The sequence below is a fragment of the Leclercia sp. genome (genome assembly GCF_036780805.1).
In the GTDB taxonomy this organism is placed as follows: domain Bacteria; phylum Pseudomonadota; class Gammaproteobacteria; order Enterobacterales; family Enterobacteriaceae; genus Enterobacter.
In genome coordinates this window covers 1-20800 of the sequence record NZ_DAIQCE010000008.1, presented here as the reverse complement: position 1 = coordinate 20800, position 20800 = coordinate 1, and the positions used below count along the sequence as shown (strand labels likewise).

Genomic DNA, 20800 nt, shown 5'->3' with positions numbered 1-20800 from the left:
TATGCTCACCCGCCTGCGCGAAATAGTCGAGAAGGTGGCCAGTGCCCCACGGCTCAACGAGGCGCTGGATATTCTGGTCACGGATATCTGCCTTGCGATGGAAACCGAGGTATGTTCGGTCTATCTGGCCGACCACGACCGCAGGTGTTACTACCTTATGGCCACGCGCGGATTAAAAAAACCGCGTGGTCGTACCGTTGCGCTGGCATTTGATGAAGGCGTTGTGGGTCTGGTCGGGCGACTGGCGGAACCCATCAACCTTGCCGATGCGCAGAAACATCCCAGCTTTAAATACATCCCCTCCGTAAAAGAGGAGCGCTTCCGCGCCTTCCTCGGCGTACCTATTATCCAGCGTCGTCAACTCCTTGGCGTGCTGGTGGTACAGCAGCGTGAACTGCGTCAGTACGATGAAAGCGAAGAGTCGTTCCTCGTTACGCTGGCCACGCAAATGGCGGCCATCCTCTCACAGTCTCAGCTGGCGGCGCTGTTTGGTCAGTACCGTCAGACGCGTATTCGCGCCTTACCGGCCTCGCCGGGCGTTGCGATTGCGGAAGGCTGGATGGACGCCACGCTGCCGTTAATGGAGCAGGTTTACGAAGCCTCGACGCTGGACACTGCCCTTGAGCGGGAGCGTCTCACCGGCGCGCTGGAAGAGGCCGCCAATGAGTTTCGTCGCTACAGCAAGCGTTTTGCTGCCGGTGCGCAGAAAGAGACGGCGGCGATCTTCGATCTTTATTCCCACCTGCTGTCCGATGCCCGGCTGCGCCGGGAGCTGTTTGACGAGGTCGACAGAGGCTCGGTCGCCGAGTGGGCGGTCAAAAAGATCATCGAAAAATTCGCCGAGCAGTTTGCCGCCTTAACTGACGGTTATCTGAAAGAGCGTGCCGGGGATCTTCGCACCTTAGGCCAGCGCCTGCTGTTCCATCTCGATGACACCATTCAGGGTGCCAATACCTGGCCGCCGCGCTTCGTGCTGGTGGCGGATGAACTCTCGGCAACCACCCTTGCGGAACTGCCGCAGGACCGGCTGGCCGGGATCGTGGTACGCGATGGTGCCGCCAACTCCCATGCCGCCATTATGGTGCGTGCGCTGGGGATCCCGACGGTGATGGGTGCGGATATTCAGCCCTCGGCGCTGCACCGGCGCACGCTGGTGGTCGACGGCTATCGCGGCGAGCTGCTGGTCGATCCTGAACCGGTACTGCTGCAGGAATATCAAAAACTTATCAGCGAAGAGAACGAGCTGAGCCGTCTTGCCGAAGATGATGTTAATCAGCCTGCCGCGCTGAAAAGCGGCGAGCGAATCAAAGTGATGCTCAATGCCGGGTTGAGCCCGGAACATGAAGAAAAGCTCGGCAGCCGCATTGATGGCATCGGTCTCTATCGCACAGAAATTCCGTTCATGCTGCAAAGCGGCTTCCCCTCTGAGGAGGAGCAGGTCGCACAGTATCAGGGCATGTTGCAGATGTTCAACGACAAACCGGTGACCTTGCGCACCCTGGACGTTGGCGCGGATAAGCAACTGCCGTACATGCCGATCAGCGAAGAAAACCCCTGTCTGGGCTGGCGCGGGATCCGCATTACCCTCGATCAGCCGGAGATCTTCCTGATCCAGGTGCGCGCCATGCTGCGCGCCAATGCCGCCACCGGCAACCTCAGCATTTTGCTGCCGATGGTCACCAGCATTGACGAGATCGATGAAGCCCGCCGTCTGATCGAACGCGCCGGACGCGAAGTCGAAGAGATGATCGGCTACGAAATTCCGAAACCGCGCATTGGGGTGATGCTTGAAGTGCCTTCCATGGTCTTTATGCTGCCGCAGCTGGCGAGCCGCGTCGATTTCATCTCGGTAGGCACCAACGACCTGACCCAGTACATGCTGGCGGTGGATCGCAACAACACCCGGGTGGCGAGCATTTACGATAGCCTGCATCCGGCAATGCTGCGTGCGCTGGCGATGATTGCCCGCGAGGCGCAGGAGCAGGGGCTCGATCTGCGTTTGTGCGGCGAGATGGCCGGGGACTCAATGTGTGTGGCGATCCTGATTGGCCTCGGCTTCCGTCACCTGTCCATGAACGGACGCTCCGTCGCCCGCGTGAAGTATCTCCTGCGCCATATCGACTTCGAAGAGGCACAGCTGCTGGCGAAACGCAGCCTTGAAGCACAGCTGGCAACGGAAGTGCGTCATCAGGTGGCGGCCTTTATGGAGCGTCGCGGCATGGGTGGCCTGATCCGCGGAGGGCGCTAAGCGCCGGGTATCCCTTCCCCCGGGAAGGGATACAAACTACGCCAGGTCTCTATACACATCTTTTACATCTCGGGCGCAACCTCCACGCTCGCTTGTGCTATGATTCGCAACTTTGGAGCGCAGGGTAATCCTTTGCGCGCATCTCTGCCGCTGTCCACTTTCAGCGGAATAACAACATCTTGTGGTGACAGATGAACAGTGGCTATCTGCATTTTCCGGAGTTTGATCCGGTCATTTTCTCAATTGGACCCGTTGCGCTTCACTGGTACGGCCTGATGTATCTGGTCGGTTTCGTCTTTGCCATGTGGCTGGCTGGCCGTCGCGCCAAACGCCCTGGCAGCGGCTGGACCAAAGACGAAGTGGAAAACCTGCTGTATGCCGGCTTCCTCGGCGTTTTCCTCGGTGGACGTATCGGCTATGTATTGTTCTATAACTTCCCGGTCTTCCTGGCCGATCCGCTCTACCTGTTCCGCGTCTGGGATGGCGGCATGTCCTTCCACGGTGGCCTGATTGGCGTCATCCTGGTGATGGTCATCTTCGCTAAACGTACCAAACGCAGCTTCTTCCAGGTGGCTGATTTTATTGCTCCCCTGATCCCGTTTGGTCTGGGCGCTGGGCGTCTCGGTAACTTTATCAACGGTGAACTGTGGGGCCGCGTCGATCCGAGCGTCTCCTTTACCATGCTGTTCCCGCAGTCGCGTGCCGAAGATATCGCGCTGCTGCCGTCGCACCCGGAGTGGCAGTCGATTTTCGACACCTACGGTGTTCTGCCGCGCCATATGTCCCAGCTGTATGAAATGGCGCTGGAAGGTGTGGTGCTGTTTATCATTCTGAACCTGTTCATCCGCAAGCCGCGTCCTACGGGCTCCGTATCGGGTCTGTTCCTCATCGGTTATGGCGCGTTCCGCATCATCGTTGAGTTCTTCCGCCAGCCGGATGCGCAGTTTACCGGGACGTGGGTCCAGTACATCAGCATGGGGCAGATCCTCTCCATTCCGATGATTGTCGCGGGTATCGCGATGATGGTCTGGGCGTACCGTCGTCCACAGCAACAGGTCTCCTGAGGAATCATGAAACAGTATCTTGAACTGATGCAAAAAGTGCTCGATGAGGGCACGCCAAAGAACGATCGCACCGGTACCGGTACGGTCTCCATTTTTGGCCACCAGATGCGCTTCAACCTACAGGAAGGCTTTCCGCTGGTCACGACCAAGCGCTGCCATTTACGCTCAATCATTCATGAGCTGCTCTGGTTCCTGCAGGGCGATACTAATATCGCTTATCTGCGTGAAAACAACGTCTCTATCTGGGACGAATGGGCGGATGAAAATGGCGATCTGGGCCCAGTCTACGGCAAACAGTGGCGCGCCTGGCCAACGCCGGATGGCCGCCATATTGACCAGATCACCACCGTGGTGAATCAGCTGAAAAACGATCCAGACTCGCGCCGTATCATCGTGTCGGCCTGGAACGTGGGTGAACTGGATAAGATGGCGCTGGCCCCGTGCCACGCGTTTTTCCAGTTCTACGTAGCGGATGGCAAGCTCTCCTGCCAGCTCTACCAGCGCTCCTGCGACGTGTTCCTCGGCCTGCCGTTTAACATCGCCAGCTATGCGCTGCTGGTGCATATGATGGCGCAGCAGTGTGACCTGGAAGTGGGTGATTTTGTCTGGACCGGTGGGGATACCCATCTGTACAGCAACCACATGGAGCAGACCCACTTGCAGCTGACCCGTGAGCCGCGTGCGCTGCCGAAGCTGGTGATCAAACGTAAACCGGACTCTATCTTCGACTATCGCTTCGAAGATTTCGAAATTGAAGGTTACGACCCGCATCCGGGCATCAAAGCCCCTGTAGCCATTTGATGCTGCAATCCTGACACAACCGGCGCCCTCTGCGCCGGTTTTTTTTATGTCTGCATGGTGGTTTTGCGAGCCTGCGTCCGCGTGAATTGCAACGCGCTGCAATTCCTTCAAAAGTGCTGAAACCGCCTCGTAATCTGCCTGTTTGCCCCTCGAACCGTTTTTTTCTTCACGTCACACTGCCGCCATGAAAAAGGAAAAGGGTTTTACCCTCATGGAAATGCTGATCGCCCTCTCGCTGATCGTGACGCTCAGTGCTGCAGGGCTTTATGGCTGGCGGCGCTGGCAGCAGCAACAGCAGCTGTGGCAGACGGCGCGCCAGGTGCGGGACTATCTGGTGGTGCTGCGAAACGACGCCTGGCGGAATAACCGGGACCATATCGTGGCCCTGAAACAGGACGGCAAGCGGTGGTGTCTGTTAAAGACCGGTATCCCGGCATGTCAGGCAGACAACGCGTTTGTCCTCACCCCACAGTGGCCTGATATTCGCCTCGCCGAGTTGACGCCTGCGCTGGGGTTTTACGGTCTGCGGGATACCGCCTGGGCCGGACGCGTCCGTTTGCAAAGCCCGGCCGGAGAGTGGCTGATCCTCGTTTCCGCGTGGGGCCGTATCCGCATGTGCAACGGTAAAGGAGAGTTCGCATGCCGGTAAAGCAGCAGGGGTTTTCCCTGATCGAAGTGCTGATCGCGATGGCGATAAGCAGCGTACTGCTGATGAGTGCGGCGCGATTTTTGCCCGCGCTACAGCGGTCGATCATGGTGCTCACGAAGCAGCAGGAACTGGAAGAGGAGCTGTGGCTGCGCATCAACGGCATTGGTAAGCATCTGCAACGGGCGGGGTATTGTGCGGGCAAATGTGAAGGCGAGGCGTTGAAGATTGGCCTGCGCGGCGAATGCGTCCTTGTCCAGTGGGATGAAAACAGCAACGGCCGTTGGGAAACCTTGCCATCAGCCGCCGCAGAGCAGACCGGCTTTCGCCTCAACGGCGGCGCACTGGAAACGTTGCGAGGTGCAACGCAGTGCGATGGGAAGGGGTGGGAGAGAATGACTGACCCTGACAGGATCAAGGTTCAGCGTTTTCAGGTGCAACGCATTTCGCGCACGGGCTTTGCTCCGGAGCTGAGCCTGACGCTGACGGCCTCCGTCAACGGACAGCATGACGATGAGGTCGAAGCGCGCCACACCGTGACCGGGTTTAATCTGTGAACCGGCAGCAGGGTATGTCGTCGCTGGCGCTGGTGCTCCTGCTGTTGATGCTCGGCAGCATGATGCTGGCCGGGCTTAACCAGCAGTTGGCTGCCCTGACGCGTATCGTCAGTACGGAACGTCAGGCGATACAGCATCAGGCCATCGCCCAGTCTGCGCTGGAGTGGGGAAGAACGCTCCCGTGGCAAAGCCAGACTGAGTTCGCGTGCCAACAGCATCCGCAGCAGCCGTGGCGCGTCTGCTTACGCATTATGGAGGGACGCGCGCTGCTTGTCGCCAGCAGCGGCAGCGTAACGCTGTGGCGGCTGGGCGAAGTGACGGTCGACGGGGTGCGTTTTTCGCCGCAGGGCTGGAGCGATTTCTGCCCCCTGAAGGAGAGGACGTTATGTCAGCAACCGTAGCGAAACAGAAGGGGTTCAGCATCGTCGAGGTGTTGCTGGCCATGATGCTGATGATGATGGTCGTCACCGGGCTGGCGGGTTACCATCGTGTTTTAGCCAGCCGGTTTATCACGCTTGAGCAGTATCGCCAGCTCTGGCGTCATGTCTGGTCGCAGTCACAGCTGGCCGCCGGGGAGATCCCTCCGGGCTGGCGGCTAAACAGGGTGCAGACAACACCGGCCGGATGTGTCAGCATCTCGGTCACACTTATTTCTCCATTGGGTCGGCAGGGTCAAATTACGCGCCTGCACTGCCCGGTTAGCCAGTAGTTGGGAGCAGCAATGTTAAGGGTCTACCACTCAAACCGTCTTGATGTGCTGGAAGCGCTGATGGAATTTATCGTCGAGCAGCAGCGGCTCGACGATCCCTTTGAACCGGAGATGATCCTGGTTCAGAGCACCGGTATGGCCCAGTGGCTGCAGATGTCCCTGTCGCAAAAGTTTGGCATTGCCGCCAACATTGATTTCCCGCTGCCCGCCAGCTTTATCTGGGATATGTTTGTCCGCGTGCTGCCGGAGATCCCCAAACAGAGCGCGTTCAACAAACAGAGCATGAGCTGGAAGCTAATGACGCTGCTGCCGGAGATGCTGACGCATGACGAATTCGCCATGCTGCGCCACTACCTGAACGACGATACCGACAAACGAAAACTGTTTCAGCTGGCATCGCGTACCGCCGATCTCTATGACCAGTATCTGGTCTATCGTCCCGAGTGGTTAACGCGCTGGGAAGCCGGTGAACTGATTGACGGCCTTGACCAGGCGCAGGTCTGGCAGGCGCCGCTGTGGAAAGCGCTGGTGGAGCACACTGAAAAGCTGGGCCAGCCGCAGTGGCACCGTGCCAATCTCTATGAACGTTTTATCGCCACGCTGGAGTCGGCCGCTGTTCCGCCTGCCGGATTACCGTCCCGGGTCTTTATCTGCGGAATCTCCGCCTTGCCGCCGGTTTATCTGAGAGCGCTAAATGCGCTGGGCAGGCATATCGACATTCATATTCTTTTCACCAATCCCTGCCGGCACTACTGGGGGGATATTCAGGATGCCCGCTGGCTGGCCCGCATCGTCACGCGCCAGCGTCGTCGCCTGTTTGACGAACGCGCGGTGCCGCTGTTTAAAGACAGCGATACGGCGGCTGACCTCTTTGACGAACAGGGTAATCAGAACCTGCCGAATCCGCTGCTGGCTTCCTGGGGAAAACTGGGTCGCGACTATATCTACATGCTCTCCGAGCTTACCGCCTCCGGTGAAGGGGATGTCGATGCTTTTGCGGATATCACTCCGGACAGCCTGCTGCATAACGTGCAGCGGGATATTCTGGATCTGGATAACCACGCAGTGGCAGGCGTCACCGCCGCCGAGTTTGCTAACAGCGCCAACAAGCGTCTGCTCGATCCTGACGATCGCAGTGTGACCATCCACCTGTGCCACAGCCCGCAGCGTGAGGTGGAGGTGCTGCATGACAAACTGCTGGCGATGCTGGAGGAGGATCCGCAGCTAACGCCGCGCGATATCGTGGTGATGGTGGCCGATATCGACAGCTACAGCCCCTATATTCAGGCGGTGTTTGGCAGCGCGACGGGCGATCGCTACCTGCCGTTTGCGATATCGGATCGTCGTGCGCGCCAGTCGCACCCGGCCCTGCAGGCGTTTGTCAGCCTGCTTTCCCTGCCGGACAGCCGCTTCGTGCCGGAGGATGTGCTGGCTCTGCTGGACGTGCCGGTACTGGCGGCCCGTTTTGATATTGATGAGGACGCGCTGCGCTACCTGCGCCAGTGGGTCAACGAATCGGGCGTACGCTGGGGCATGGACGATGACAACGTGCAGGAGTTTGAGCTACCGGTCACCGGTCAGCATACCTGGCAGTTTGGCCTGACGCGTATGCTACTCGGCTATGCCATGGAGAGCAGCCAGGGGGAGTGGAATGCCGTCCTGCCGTATGACGAATCCAGTGGCTTAATTGCCGAGCTGGTCGGCCATCTGGCTTCGCTGCTGATGCAGCTTAACCGCTGGCGGCGGGAGCTGATGAAGTCGCGCTCGCTCGAGGAGTGGATGCCGGTATGCCGGGAGATGCTCAATGATTTCTTCCTGCCGGATCAGGAAACCGAGGCGGCGATGGCGTTAATCGAGCAGCAGTGGCAGGCGATTATTGATGAAGGGATCTCCTCGCACTATGGCGAAGCGATTCCTTTGTCGCTGTTACGCGATGAACTTACGCTGCGTCTCGACCAGGAGCGTATCAGCCAGCGTTTCCTCGCCGGGCCGGTGAATATCTGCACCCTGATGCCGATGCGCTCCATTCCGTTTAAGGTGGTCTGCCTGCTGGGCATGAACGACGGCGTCTACCCGCGGGCGCTGGCGCCGCTGGGGTTTGATTTAATGAGCCAACAGTCCCAGCGCGGCGACCGTAGCCGTCGCGATGACGACCGCTATCTGTTCCTCGAGGCGCTGATCTCCGCCCAGCAGCAGCTCTATATCAGCTACATCGGCCGCTCCATCCAGGACAACAGCGAACGTTTCCCTTCGGTGCTGGTTCAGGAACTGGTGGATTACATCGGTCAAAGCCACTACCTGCCGGGGGATGAGCATCTCAATTGCGATGAGAGCGAACAGCGGGTGAAGGCGCATATTACCTGCTGTCACAGTCGTATGCCGTTTGATGCCGTCAACTACGAGAACAACGAGCAGCAGAGCTACGCCCGGGAATGGCTGCCGGCCGCGAAGCGGGAAGGGGTGGCCCATGGCGACTTTATCCAGACGCTGGATCCGCTGCCGCTGGATACGGTCGCGTTTGAACAGCTCCAGCGTTTCTGGGCCCACCCGGTGCGGGCCTTTTTCCAGATGCGGTTGCAGGTCCATTTCCGCTCCGAAGAGAGCGAGATCCCGGATGCGGAGCCGTTTACGCTGGACGGGTTAAGCCGCTACCAGTTAAACCAGCAGCTGCTCAACGCGCTGGTGGAGCAGGAGGATGCGCAGAAGCTGTTCCGTCGCTACCGTGCGGCGGGCCAACTGCCGTATGGTGCTTTCGGGGAAATCACCTGGGATGCCCAGTGTGAGGAGATGCAGGTCCTGGCTGAGCGGGTGATTGAGTGTCGCCAGCCCGGCAAGAGCATGGAGATCGATCTCAACTGCAACGGCGTGAATCTGACGGGGTGGCTGCAGCATGTCCAGCCTGACGGGCTGCTGCGCTGGCGTCCGTCGATGCTCAGCGTTTCGCAAGGTTTGCAACTTTGGCTGGAACACCTTGTCTACTGTGCAAGCGGTGGCGAAGGTGAGAGCCGGCTGTTTGTGCGCAAAGACGGTGAATGGCGCTTCCCGGCACTGCCTGCCGCGCAGGCCATGGAGTATCTCTCGCAGCTGGTAGACGGTTACCGGCGGGGGATGAATACGCCGCTGCTGCTGCTGCCAGAAAGTGGGGGGGCGTGGATTAAAACCTGTTACGACGCCACAAATGATGCGATGTTAACGGATGATGCGACCCTGCAAAAAGCGCGCAGCAAGTTTTTGCAGGCATACGAAGGCAACATGATCGTGCGTGGGGAAGGGGACGACGTCTGGTATCAACGCCTGTGGCGAACCCTTGAGCCAGAGTACTTTGAGGCCATCACCGAAGAGGCCCGACGCTACCTGTTGCCGCTGTATAAATTTAATTAGTCCTGACCCTGTATAAAAATTGCGCAGGTTTGGGCATTCATTTATGATGCCCATCTTGTCATGGACTGATGTACACCACAAAGAGATGCTGGCCTGTCCGGCACGAAGCGTGTTAATGATGATGTCCGTGATGAAGAGGTAGTGAATGCCAGGCAGCACCTTGTTGAAAACGTTAGTTTTGTTCGTCGCTCTTTGGGCCCCCCTCAGTCAGGCAAATACCGGTTGGCAACCCGTTCAGGAAACGATTCGCAAAAGCGATAAAGATACCCGTGACTATCAGGCGATCCGCCTTGATAACGGGATGGTCGTGCTGCTGGTTTCCGATCCGCAGGCCGTAAAGTCACTGTCGGCGCTGGTGGTGCCGGTGGGCTCGCTGGAAGATCCTGAATCTCATCCAGGGCTTGCGCACTATCTTGAACATATGACCCTGATGGGCTCAACGAAGTATCCGCAGCCTGACAGCCTGGCCGAATTTTTAAAAATGCACGGTGGCAGCCATAACGCCAGCACCGCGCCTTACCGTACGGCCTTTTATCTTGAAGTCGAAAACGATGCGCTGGAAGGGGCGGTCGATCGCCTTGCGGACGCCATTGCCTCCCCGCTGCTGGATAAAAAATATGCCGATCGCGAGCGCAACGCCGTTAATGCCGAGCTGACGCTGGCCCGCACCCGGGACGGTATGCGTATGGCCCAGGTCAGCGCCGAAACCATCAACCCCGCGCACCCTGGCTCCCGCTTCTCGGGCGGCAACCTTGAAACCCTGAGCGATAAACCGAACAGCCCGGTACTCGATGCGCTGCACGCGTTCCGCGACAAATATTACTCCGCCAACCTGATGAAAGCGGTGGTGTACAGCAATAAACCCCTGCCGGAGCTGGCGAAACTCGCCGCTGAAACCTACGGCCGGGTCCCGAATAAAAACATTACCCGCCCGGAAGTTACCGTGCCGGTCGTCACCGATGCGCAGAAAGGGTTAATCATTCACTACGTTCCCGCGATGCCGCGTAAGGTGCTGCGCGTTGAATTCCGCATTGATAACAACACCGCGCAGTTTCGCAGCAAAACCGACGAGCTGGTTAACTACCTGATTGGCAATCGTAGCCCGGACACGCTTTCCGACTGGTTGCAAAACCAGGGCCTGGTGGAAGGCATCCGCGCCGACTCCGATCCGATCGTCAACGGCAACAGCGGTGTGCTGGCCATCTCCGCAACCCTGACCGATAAAGGGCTGGCCCATCGTGATGAGGTGGTCGCCGCGATTTTCAGCTACCTCTCGCTGCTGCGTGACAAAGGTGTCGATAAACGCTACTTCGACGAGCTGGCGCACGTGCTGGATCTCGACTTCCGTTATCCTTCCATCACCCGCGATATGGACTACGTGGAGTGGCTGGCCGATACCATGATCCGTGTGCCGGTTGAGCATACGCTGGATGCGGTCAATATCGCGGATAAGTACGATGCCGACGCCGTCAAAGCCCGCCTGGCAATGATGACCCCGCAGAACGCCCGTATCTGGTATATCAGCCCGGACGAGCCGCATAACAAAACCGCCTACTTTGTGAATGCTGAGTATCAGGTGGACAAAATCAGCGAGCAAACTTTTGCCGACTGGCAGAAGAAATCCGCTGCTATCGCGCTCAAGCTGCCGGAGGTGAACCCCTATATCCCGGATGACTTTACGCTGATCAAACCTGCTAAAGAGTATCCGAAACCGCAGCTGATTGTGGATGAACCTGACCTGCGCGTGGTCTACACCCCGAGTCGCTATTTTGCCAGCGAGCCGAAAGCTAACGTCAGCATGGTACTGCGTAACCCTGCGGCAATGGACAGCGCCAAAAACCAGGTGATGTTTGCCCTGAATGATTATCTGGCAGGTATCGCGCTGGATCAGCTCAGCAACCAGGCCGCCGTGGGCGGGATTGGTTTTTCGACCAACGCCAACAATGGCCTGATGCTCAACGCCAACGGCTACACCCAGCGTCTGCCGCAGCTGTTTAAGGCATTGCTGGAGGGTTACTTCAGCTACACCGCCACCGAGGAGCAGCTGGCGCAGGCCAAATCCTGGTATGCCCAGATGATGGACTCCGCCGAAAAGGGCAAAGCCTTCGACCAGGCGATTATGCCGGTGCAGATGTTGTCCCAGGTACCTTATTTCCAGCGTGAAGCGCGCCGGGATCTGCTGCCGTCTATTACTCTGGACGAAGTGATGGCCTACCGTGCGGCGCTGAAAACCAACGCCAGACCAGAGTTTCTGGTGGTCGGCAATATGAGCGAAGATCAGGCGAAAACCCTGGCGCAGGACGTCCGCACCCAGCTGGGGGCGAAGGGGACCGAATGGTGCCGCAACCAGGATGTGCTGGTGGAAAAACAGCAGAACGTGATTTTCGAGAAACCGGGCAGCAGCACCGACTCCGCGCTGGCGGCGGTCTTTGTCCCGACCGGCTATGACGAATATGCCAGCTCGGCCTACAGCGCCATACTCGGACAGATCGTGCAGCCCTGGTTCTACACCCAGTTACGTACCGAAGAGCAGCTGGGCTATGCCGTGTTTGCCTTCTCGATGAACGTCGGCCGCCAGTGGGGGATGGGCTTCCTGCTGCAAAGCAGTGATAAACAGCCGGATTACCTCTGGCAGCGTTTCCAGGCCTTCTTCCCGCAGGCGGAAGCGAAGCTGCGCGCCATGAAGCCAGAAGAGTTTGCCCAGATCCAGCAGGCGGTGATCGCCCAGATCACGCAGCCGCCGCAAACCCTGGCCGAAGAGGCCTCAAAGATCAGCAAAGATTTTGATCGGGGTAATATGCGCTTCGATTCGCATGATAAAGTAGTGGCCGAGATAAAACAGCTCACGCCGCAGAAAGTCGCCGACTTCTTCCACCAGGCGGTGGTTGCCCCGCAGGGGATGGCGATCCTGTCTCAGGTGTCGGGTAGTCAGAGTAAAAAAGCTGACGTCACCCCGCCTGCTGGCTGGACGGTCTGGAAGAGCGTGAGTGCGTTGCAGCAATCTTTGCCCAGGAGTAAGAACGAATGACCGATACCGCCGAGTCCCTTGATCCCCTACGTTTACCGTTACAGGGGGAGCGACTGATAGAGGCCTCAGCGGGAACCGGAAAAACCTTCACCATCGCTGCGCTCTATCTGCGACTGCTGCTCGGACTGGGCGGCAGCGCAGCCTTCAGCCGCCCGCTCAGCGTGGAAGAGCTGCTGGTGGTGACCTTCACCGAAGCCGCAACGGAAGAGCTGCGCGGCCGTATCCGCGCCAACATCCACGAGCTGCGCATCGCCTGCCTGAGACAGAGCACGGACAACCCGCTGTATGTCAGCCTGCTGGAAGAGATCGTCGATAAACAGCAGGCGGCGCAGTGGCTGCTGCTGGCGGAACGCCAGATGGATGAGGCCGCGGTGTTCACCATCCACGGCTTCTGTCAGCGGATGCTCAGCCTGAATGCCTTTGAATCCGGCATGCTCTTTGAGCAGCAACTCATCGAAGACGAATCCCTGTTGCGCTACCAGGCGTGCGCCGACTTCTGGCGTCGTCACTGCTATCCTCTGCCTCGCGACATTGCCGAAGCGGTACACGGTTTATGGAAAGGCCCGGAAGAGTTACTCCGGTCCCTTGACCGTTATCTGCAGGGTGAAGCCCCGGTAATCAAATCGCCCCCGCCTGCGGACGAAACCCTGGCCTCCCGCCATGAGAAGATCGTCGGCCTCATCGCGACCATGAAACAGCAGTGGTCCAACAGCGTGGCGGAAATCGACGCGGTGATTGAGCGCTCCGGTATCGACCGGCGCAAGTTCAACCGCGGCAACCAGGCAAAATACATCGAACGCATCACGGCCTGGGCCCAGGAAGAGAAGCACAGCTATCAGCTCCCCGACGCGCTGGAAAAGTTCTCGCAGACGTTCCTGGCGGAGCGGACCAAAGCGGGCGGCGAGGTGCCGCAGCACCCTCTCTTTGTCGCTATCGATACCCTGCTGGCCGAGCCGTTGACCCTGAACGATCTGATGATCACCCGGGCGCTGGCCGAGATCCGTGACGCGGTGGCGCGCGAAAAGCGCCGTCGCGGCGAGCTGGGTTTTGACGACATGCTCAGCCGTCTCGATGAGGCTCTGAACAGCGACAATGGCGACGCGCTGGCCGCGGCCATCCGTGGTCGTTTTCCGGTGGCGATGATCGATGAATTCCAGGATACCGACCCCCAGCAGTACCGCATTTTCCGCCGGATCTGGCGCCAGCAGCCTGACACCGCGTTGCTGCTGATTGGCGACCCGAAACAGGCGATCTACGCATTCCGTGGGGCGGATATCTTCACCTATATGAAAGCGCGTGGCGAAGTCGCTGCGCACTATACGCTGGATACCAACTGGCGCTCGGCGCCCGGCATGGTAGAAAGCGTGAATACCCTTTTTTCACAGATGAACGACGCCTTCATGTTCCGTGAAATCCCCTTCCAGCCGGTCAAATCCGCCCCGCGAAACGCCGGGCTGCGCTTTGAGCTACGGGGAGATTTCCAGCCGGCGATGAACGTCTGGCTGATGGACGGCGAAGGATGCGGCGTCGGGGATTATCAGGCCTTTATGGCCCAGCACTGCGCGGCGCAAATCCGCGACTGGCTGAGCGCCGGGGTTCGCGGTGAAGCCGTCCTGCACCGGGGCGACGAGGCCCGGTCGGTGAGGGCCTCCGACATTACGGTACTGGTGCGCAGCCGTCAGGAGGCGGCGCTGATCCGCGACGCGCTGACGCTGCTCACCATTCCCTCGGTCTATCTCTCCAACCGCGATAGCGTGTTTGAAACCCTCGAAGCCCAGGAGATGCTCTGGCTGCTGCAGGCAGTGCTGGCACCCGAGCGTGAAAGCCTCCTGCGCAGCGCGCTGGCAAGCTCAATGCTCGGGCTGAACGCCCGTGACATCGACAGGCTGAATAACAGTGAAACCCTGTGGGATGAGGCGGTGGAAGAGTTTACCCGCTACCGCGAGCGCTGGCAGAAGCGGGGCGTGATGGCGATGCTGCGCGACATCATGGCGCAGCGCAATATTGCCGAAAATATGCTGGCCACCGCGGGCGGTGAACGCCGTCTGACCGATATTTTGCACATCAGCGAGCTGCTGCAGGAAGCAGGAACGCAGCTTGAGAGCGAGCATGCCCTGGTGCGCTGGCTGGCGCAGCACATCGCTGAACCCAACAGCAATGCCTCCAGCCAGCAGATGCGCCTAGAGAGTGACAAACATCTGGTCAAAATCGTCACCATTCACAAATCGAAAGGGCTGGAGTACCCCCTGGTCTGGCTGCCTTTCATTGCCAATTACCGGGTGCAGGATCAGGCGTTTTACCACGATCGCCAAACCTTTGAAGCCGTGCTCGACCTCAGCAAAGCCGAGGACAGCGTCGAGCTGGCCGAAGCCGAGCGGCTGGCGGAGGATTTGCGTCTGCTGTATGTGGCGTTAACCCGCTCGGTCTGGCACTGCAGCCTGGGCGTTGCACCGCTGTTTCGTCGTCGGGGCGACAAGTCCGGCGACAGCGATTTCCACCTCAGCGCCCTCGGACGCCTGATCCAGCGCGGCGAGCCGAAAGATTCTGCCGGGCTGCGCCAGTGTCTGGAAACCCTGTGCAATGACCATATTGCGCTCCAGGTTGCCGGGGTGGCCGACACCGCCCGCTGGCACATGCCGGAGTCGACAATGCCGGACCTGCAGGCGAGGCAGGTGGCTCGCGCCCTGTTCGATGACTGGCGGGTGACCAGTTACTCCGGGCTGCAGCAGCACGGGCACAGTATTGCTCAGGATCTGATGCCGCGCCTCGACGTGGATGCCGCAGGCACCGGCGAGGTGGCACAGGAGCCGGAGCTGACGCCGCATCAGTTCCCGCGCGGCGCCTCGCCGGGCACCTTTTTACACAGCCTGTTTGAAACGCTCGATTTTACGCAACCGGTCTCCCCAGAGTGGGTGCTGGAGATGCTGCAGAAAGGCGGCTATGACGCCCGCTGGGAGCCGGTGCTGACCCACTGGCTTACGCAGATCCTGCAGACGCCGCTCAATGAGGAGGGGGTCTCACTGAGCCAGCTTTCAGCGTCTGATAAACAGGTGGAGATGGAGTTTTACCTGCCGGTCGCCGGGCCGCTGACCGCCGATGCGCTGGATGCGCTGATCCGCGAGCACGATCCGCTGTCGCGCGACTGCCCACCGCTCGATTTCCGCCAGGTGCGCGGCATGCTGAAAGGCTTTATCGATCTGGTATTCCGCCATAATTGCCGCTACTACCTGCTGGACTATAAGTCCAACTGGCTGGGGGAGAACGGCGAGGCCTATACCCCGGAGGCGATGGCCCGCGCGATGCAGACCCACCGCTACGATCTGCAGTACCAGCTCTACACCCTGGCGCTGCACCGTTATCTGCGCCACCGTATTGCCGACTACGACTATGAGCGGCATTTCGGCGGCGTGATCTACCTGTTTTTACGCGGGGTGGACGGCAGCTCGCCGGGATCAGGCTGCTTCGCCACTCGCCCGAATGAAATGTTAATAAATCAAATGGATAGCTTGTTTTCTGCAAGCCGAGAGGAGCTTGTGTCATGACGATGCAGGAGTTATTGCTGGAGGCCGTCGAACAGCGCGTATTGCGTCGTCTGGATGTACAGTTTGCGATGATGGTGGCGGGGAACGATGAACCCTCGGTGATGCTGGCGACGGCGATCTTAAGCCGGGACGCCGGAGAGGGGCATGTCTGCCTGCCGCTGTCGCGCCTGCAGGCAGAGGCGAAAAGCGCTGCGCTGCAGGCCTGTTTTGCCCTGCATGATGAAACCCTGGACTGGTCCGCTACGCTGATGCGTTCGCGCGCAGTAAGCGCAGGGGACGAACCAACGCCGCTGGTGCTGGTGGGCGACCGCCTCTACCTTAACCGGATGTGGCGCTACGAGCGGGCCGTGGCCAGTTTCTTTAGTGAAGCCAACCAGCCGTTGGCCCATGACAGCGCCGACGTTCAGCGTACCCTGAACGCGCTGTTCACCTCTGACGAAGCCGTCAACTGGCAAAAGGTGGCGGCAGCCGTGGCGTTAACGCGGCGTATCTCGGTGATTTCCGGCGGCCCGGGCACCGGTAAAACCACTACCGTCGCCCGCCTGCTGGCGGCGCTGATCCAGATGGCGGGGGAGGAGAAGTGCCGTATCCGGCTGGCGGCCCCGACCGGTAAAGCCGCCGCGCGTCTCACCGAGTCGCTGGGCGGGGCATTGCAACAGCTTCCGTTGACCGACGTCCAGCGCAAGCGCTTCCCGACCGAAGCCAGTACCCTGCACCGTTTGCTCGGCGCTCAGCCGGGCAGCCAGCGTCTGCGCTACCATGCCGGTAACCCGCTGCATCTGGATGTGCTGGTGGTGGATGAAGCCTCGATGATCGACCTGACGATGATGTCTCGTCTGATTGATGCTCTGCCGCCCCATGCCCGGGTGATTTTCCTTGGCGATCGCGATCAGCTGGCCTCCGTCGAAGCCGGGGCCGTGCTGGGCGATATCTGCACCTGGGCCAGCGCCGGTTTTACCGTACAGCGTGCTCAGGAGCTGGCCGGAATGACCGGATGCCAGATGGAAGGCAACGTTAGCCCGGTAGCGGGTGCGCTGCGCGACAGCCTGTGCCTGCTGCAAAAAAGCTACCGGTTCGGCAGCGACTCGGGCATCGGGCAGCTGGCGGCGGCGGTCAACCGCGGCGACCGGCACGCTCTGCGCTCGGTATTTGATGGCAAGTTCGGCGATATCGAGAAAAAAAAGCTCCAGAGTGGGGAAGAGTATCTGGTAATGCTTGAAGACGCCCTGCAGGGATATCACCATTTTCTTGACCAGGTGCAACACCAGGCTTCCGAAGGGGAGATTCTGGCGGCATTTGGCCGCTACCAGCTGCTGTGCGCCTTACGGGACGGGCCTTTTGGCGTCGCCGGGCTCAACGAAAGGCTGGAGCAGGTGCTGGTGCAAAAACGCCGTATCAGCCGTCAGCCGCATTCGCGCTGGTATGAAGGCCGCCCGGTGATGATTTCGCGCAACGACAGTGCGCTGGGTCTGTTTAACGGTGATATCGGGATTGCGCTGGATCGGGGCCAGGGGCTGCGCGTCTGGTTCCAGATGCCGGATGGCAGTCTGAAGTCCGTACAGCCGAGCCGCCTGCCGGAGCATGAAACAGCGTGGGCGATGACGGTGCATAAATCTCAGGGATCGGAGTTCGATCATGCGGCGCTGATCCTGCCCACCCAGATCTCCCCGGTGGTGACCCGCGAGCTGGTCTATACGGCCATTACGCGTGCCCGTCGTCGGTTATCGCTGTATGCGGACGACGGCGTGCTGGTGCAGGCCGTTACCACCCGTACGGAGCGACGCAGCGGCCTGAGTGCGATTTTTGAGGCCCTGTAATTATTCCCTCTCCCCTTTAGGGAGAGGGTGAGGCGTCTTAACCCAGATCGGCCATCAGCACCTTCGAGCGACGCTGATAGTTGTACATCTCTTTCTTGGTTTCCGGCAGGGAATCAATGTCCACCGGCGTGAAGCCGCGCTCCTGGAACCAGTGGATGCTGCGGGTCGTCAGCACGAACAGCTTGCTCAGCCCCAGCTGCCGCGCCTGAACCGCGATTCGCTCCAGTAACACCTCACCGCGTGATGAGCTGCGGTAGTCAGGGTGTACTGCCACGCAGGCCATCTCACCAATTTTCTCTTCCGGGAAGGGATAGAGCGCCGCGCAGGCGATGGTGAGGTTGTCGCGCTGAATGATGGTGAACTTGTCGATCTCCATTTCCAGCTGTTCGCGGGAACGACGCACCAGGATCCCCTGCTGCTCCAGCGGACGAATCAGTTCCAGAATGCCGCCGATGTCGTTGATGGTGGCGCGGCGGATCTGCTCGGCGCTCTCCATCACGATCTGCGTCCCGATACCGTCGCGGGAGAACAGCTCCTGCAACAGGGCGCCATCTTCCTGATAGCTGATCAGGTGGCTGCGGCGCACGCCGCTGCGGCAGGCTTTGATGGCGCCGCGCAGGAAACGCACGGTGCCAGAGTAATAATCGCCCTGTTCCTCAAGCGCCTCGACCCGCGCCTGGGCCTCGTTCGGGAACAGCTCCGAGACGATATTTCCCAGCTCGTTAGTCACCCCCTGTGAGGAGCAGAAGCCGATCATCTTTTCGGCCTTCAGCTTGATCGCCAGCTGGGTGGCAATCTCTTCAGAGGTGAGATTGAAGCTTTCGCCGGTCACCGAGACCGCGACCGGGCCAGTCAGCACAATCGCGCCGCCGTCGAGCTGGCGGTGGATCGCCTCTTCATCAATACGACGAATACGTCCGCTGTGGCAGTAATCCACCCCGTCATCCACGCCAAGCGGCTGAGCGATAATAAAATTGCCGCTCACCACGTTGATATGCGCCCCCTGCAACGGGGTATTGTTGAGGCTCATCGACAGCCGCGCGGTGATGTCCAGCTGCAGCAGACCGGCGGCCTGCTTCACCAGCTCCAGCGTTTTGGCGTCGGTGACGCGGGTATGTTTATGGTAAATCGGCTCGTGATGATGTGTGGCCAGGTTGGCCTCAATCTGCGGGCGGGCACCATAAACAACAACAAGGCGAATTCCCAGGCTGTGCAGCAGGCCGATGTCATTGACAATGCTGGAGAAGTTCTCGTGCTCAATGGCTTCGCCGCCGAGCATAATGACGAACGTCTTCCCCCGGTGAGTGTTGATATAGGGAACAGAATGGCGGAATCCCTGGACCAGTTCGATTCTACGTTCCTTCACCACGGCACAACCCCTCAATGAATGTTTATTCGTAATTTTTGTATTTTTATTCGAATATGCGCCTGCGCGCAAGCCAAAGTTTTCTACGAAGCAAAGAAAACATTCAGTGAAGTAATCGTTAACGCATGATTGTTTACCCTTTTAGGGATGACAGTTTATGCATCATTCGTTAAAGTTTTCGGTCAATTTGGACGTTATGAGAAGTTATTCGATATCTTTGCTCGGGAGAAGCATGTCGGGATCCAGTAAAGCATTAAGTCGCCGCCGTCTGTTACAAGGGGCCGGGGCAATGTGGTTGCTTAGCGTAAGTCAGGTAGGGCTTGCCGCCGTCAGTCAGGTGGTGGCGGTTCGTGTCTGGCCAGCGTCGACCTATACACGCGTGACGGTCGAGTCCAACCGGGTGCTGAACTATAAGCAATTCGCTCTGAGTAATCCGGAGCGGGTGGTGGTGGATATCGAAGGGGTGAACCTCAATTCAGTCCTCAAAGGGATGAGCGCCCAGATCCGTGGCGACGATCCTTTTATCAAGTCTGCGCGGGTCGGGCAGTTTGATCCGAATACCGTGCGCATGGTGTTTGAACTCAAGCAGAACGTAAAGCCGCAGCTGTTTGCTCTGGCGCCGGTGGCCGGTTTTAAAGAGCGTCTGGTGATGGATCTCTATCCGGCCAACGCGACGGACATTCAGGATCCTTTGCTGGCGCTGCTGGAAGATTACAACAAAGGCGATCTCGAGCGTCAGGTTCCGCCTGCGCAGAGTGGCCCGCAGCCGGGCAAAGCCGGGCGCGATCGCCCGATTGTGATCATGCTCGATCCGGGACACGGCGGGGAAGACTCCGGTGCGGTGGGCAAATACCGCACGCGGGAAAAAGATGTGGTGCTGCAAATCGCCCGCCGCCTGAAGGCGCTGATCGACAGGGAAGGCAACATGCGCGCCTATATGACGCGTAATGAAGACGTCTTTATTCCGTTGAAGGTGCGTGTGGCAAAGGCGCAGAAGCAGCGTGCGGATCTGTTCGTCTCGATCCATGCGGATGCCTTTACCAGCCGTCAGCCGAGCGGGTCGTCGGTGTTTGCGCTCTCCACCAAAGGGGCAACCAGTACCGCGGCGCGCTATCTCGCTGATACCCAAAACGCCTCCGACCTGATCGGTGGGGTAGGGAAGAGCGGCGATCGCTACGTCGACCACACCATGTTTGATATGGTGCAGTCGCTGACCATCACCGACAGCCTGAAATTTGGTAAAGCGGTGCTGGGTAAGCTCGGCAACGTGAATAAGCTGCATAAGAACAGCGTCGAGCAGGCCGGGTTTGCGGTGTTAAAAGCGCCGGATATCCCGTCGATTCTGGTGGAGACGGCGTTTATCAGTAACGTGGAAGAGGAGCGCAAGCTCAAGACAGCGGCCTTCCAGCAGGAAGTGGCGGAGTCGATACTGGCGGGGATTAAAGCCTATTTCTCGGATAGCGCGACGCTGGCGAGACGCGGATAACTTCAACACTGCCCGGCGGCGCTGCGCTTGCCGGGCCTGTGAATGGCGGGCGACAAAAACAAAAAAACACCCGAAAGGGTGTTTATTGTTTTCAGAAGTGTTGGTTGCGGGGGCCGGATTTGAACCGACGACCTTCGGGTTATGAGCCCGACGAG

Annotated in this window: 13 protein-coding genes; 12 read left to right on the top strand and 1 reads right to left on the bottom strand. The window is 59.2% G+C overall.

Features of this window, described 5'->3' with window-relative positions; all coding sequences use genetic code 11:
- The first annotated feature begins 1 nt into the window (after nucleotide 1).
- From ptsP to recD, 11 genes are all read left to right on the top strand, one after another.
- Nucleotides 2-2248, top strand: coding sequence for a phosphoenolpyruvate--protein phosphotransferase (ptsP, locus tag V7Q49_RS16995; protein ID WP_333853738.1), 2247 nt, complete (start codon nucleotides 2-4; stop codon nucleotides 2246-2248).
- Nucleotides 2249-2439: 191 nt separating this feature from the next.
- Entirely contained in the window at nucleotides 2440-3312 is an 873-nt protein-coding gene (lgt, locus tag V7Q49_RS16990) for a prolipoprotein diacylglyceryl transferase (protein WP_333853736.1), read from the top strand.
- 6 nt (nucleotides 3313-3318) lie between these two features.
- Nucleotides 3319-4113 (top strand): thymidylate synthase, encoded by a 795-nt coding sequence (gene thyA, locus V7Q49_RS16985; protein WP_333853734.1) that lies wholly within the window; start codon nucleotides 3319-3321, stop codon nucleotides 4111-4113.
- A gap of 184 nt (nucleotides 4114-4297) precedes the next feature.
- Nucleotides 4298-4762, top strand: a complete 465-nt coding sequence (locus tag V7Q49_RS16980; RefSeq protein WP_333853732.1) for a prepilin peptidase-dependent protein — start codon at nucleotides 4298-4300, stop codon at nucleotides 4760-4762.
- Nucleotides 4753-5316 (top strand): prepilin peptidase-dependent protein, encoded by a 564-nt coding sequence (locus tag V7Q49_RS16975; RefSeq protein ID WP_333853730.1) that lies wholly within the window; start codon nucleotides 4753-4755, stop codon nucleotides 5314-5316. The genes V7Q49_RS16980 and V7Q49_RS16975 overlap by 10 nt, the downstream gene beginning before the upstream one ends.
- Entirely contained in the window at nucleotides 5313-5717 is a 405-nt protein-coding gene (locus V7Q49_RS16970; protein ID WP_333853728.1) for a DUF2509 family protein, read from the top strand. Before V7Q49_RS16975 ends, V7Q49_RS16970 begins: the two co-directional genes overlap by 4 nt.
- The gene (locus V7Q49_RS16965) at nucleotides 5702-6025 is read left to right on the top strand and encodes a prepilin-type N-terminal cleavage/methylation domain-containing protein (protein ID WP_333853726.1); all 324 of its coding nucleotides are present in this window, start codon (nucleotides 5702-5704) and stop codon (nucleotides 6023-6025) included. The genes V7Q49_RS16970 and V7Q49_RS16965 overlap by 16 nt, the downstream gene beginning before the upstream one ends.
- A gap of 12 nt (nucleotides 6026-6037) precedes the next feature.
- On the top strand, nucleotides 6038-9406 hold the full coding sequence (gene recC, locus V7Q49_RS16960; RefSeq protein ID WP_333853724.1) for an exodeoxyribonuclease V subunit gamma: 3369 nt from the start codon (nucleotides 6038-6040) through the stop codon (nucleotides 9404-9406).
- 145 nt (nucleotides 9407-9551) lie between these two features.
- A complete protein-coding gene (ptrA, locus tag V7Q49_RS16955; RefSeq protein WP_333853722.1) occupies nucleotides 9552-12434 on the top strand; it encodes a pitrilysin in 2883 nt (960 codons plus the stop codon).
- On the top strand, nucleotides 12431-15976 hold the full coding sequence (gene recB, locus V7Q49_RS16950; RefSeq protein WP_333853720.1) for an exodeoxyribonuclease V subunit beta: 3546 nt from the start codon (nucleotides 12431-12433) through the stop codon (nucleotides 15974-15976). The genes ptrA and recB overlap by 4 nt, the downstream gene beginning before the upstream one ends.
- Nucleotides 15973-17793 (top strand): exodeoxyribonuclease V subunit alpha, encoded by a 1821-nt coding sequence (recD, locus tag V7Q49_RS16945; protein ID WP_333853719.1) that lies wholly within the window; start codon nucleotides 15973-15975, stop codon nucleotides 17791-17793. Before recB ends, recD begins: the two co-directional genes overlap by 4 nt.
- A gap of 37 nt (nucleotides 17794-17830) precedes the next feature.
- On the opposite strand, the gene argA is transcribed toward recD, so the two are convergent.
- Nucleotides 17831-19162 carry an amino-acid N-acetyltransferase gene (gene argA / locus V7Q49_RS16940; protein ID WP_333853717.1) on the bottom strand — a complete coding sequence of 444 codons (1332 nt, stop codon included), beginning with the start codon at nucleotides 19160-19162 and terminating at the stop codon, nucleotides 17831-17833.
- 229 nt (nucleotides 19163-19391) lie between these two features.
- Between argA and amiC the strand changes: the two genes are divergently transcribed.
- Entirely contained in the window at nucleotides 19392-20645 is a 1254-nt protein-coding gene (gene amiC / locus V7Q49_RS16935) for an N-acetylmuramoyl-L-alanine amidase AmiC (RefSeq protein ID WP_333853714.1), read from the top strand.
- The last annotated feature ends 155 nt before the right edge of the window (nucleotides 20646-20800 follow it).

Excerpts from the sequence above, each read along its gene's own strand:
- ptsP (WP_333853738.1), top strand. The coding sequence starts at position 2 with ATGCTCACCCGCCTGCGCGAAATAGTCGAGAAGGTGGCCAGTGCCCCA.
- lgt (WP_333853736.1), top strand. The coding sequence starts at position 2,440 with ATGAACAGTGGCTATCTGCATTTTCCGGAGTTTGATCCGGTCATTTTC.
- thyA (WP_333853734.1), top strand. The coding sequence starts at position 3,319 with ATGAAACAGTATCTTGAACTGATGCAAAAAGTGCTCGATGAGGGCACG.
- V7Q49_RS16980 (WP_333853732.1), top strand. The coding sequence starts at position 4,298 with ATGAAAAAGGAAAAGGGTTTTACCCTCATGGAAATGCTGATCGCCCTC.
- V7Q49_RS16975 (WP_333853730.1), top strand. The coding sequence starts at position 4,753 with ATGCCGGTAAAGCAGCAGGGGTTTTCCCTGATCGAAGTGCTGATCGCG.
- V7Q49_RS16965 (WP_333853726.1), top strand. The coding sequence starts at position 5,702 with ATGTCAGCAACCGTAGCGAAACAGAAGGGGTTCAGCATCGTCGAGGTG.
- recC (WP_333853724.1), top strand. The coding sequence starts at position 6,038 with ATGTTAAGGGTCTACCACTCAAACCGTCTTGATGTGCTGGAAGCGCTG.
- ptrA (WP_333853722.1), top strand. The coding sequence starts at position 9,552 with ATGCCAGGCAGCACCTTGTTGAAAACGTTAGTTTTGTTCGTCGCTCTT.
- recB (WP_333853720.1), top strand. The coding sequence starts at position 12,431 with ATGACCGATACCGCCGAGTCCCTTGATCCCCTACGTTTACCGTTACAG.
- recD (WP_333853719.1), top strand. The coding sequence starts at position 15,973 with ATGACGATGCAGGAGTTATTGCTGGAGGCCGTCGAACAGCGCGTATTG.
- amiC (WP_333853714.1), top strand. The coding sequence starts at position 19,392 with ATGTCGGGATCCAGTAAAGCATTAAGTCGCCGCCGTCTGTTACAAGGG.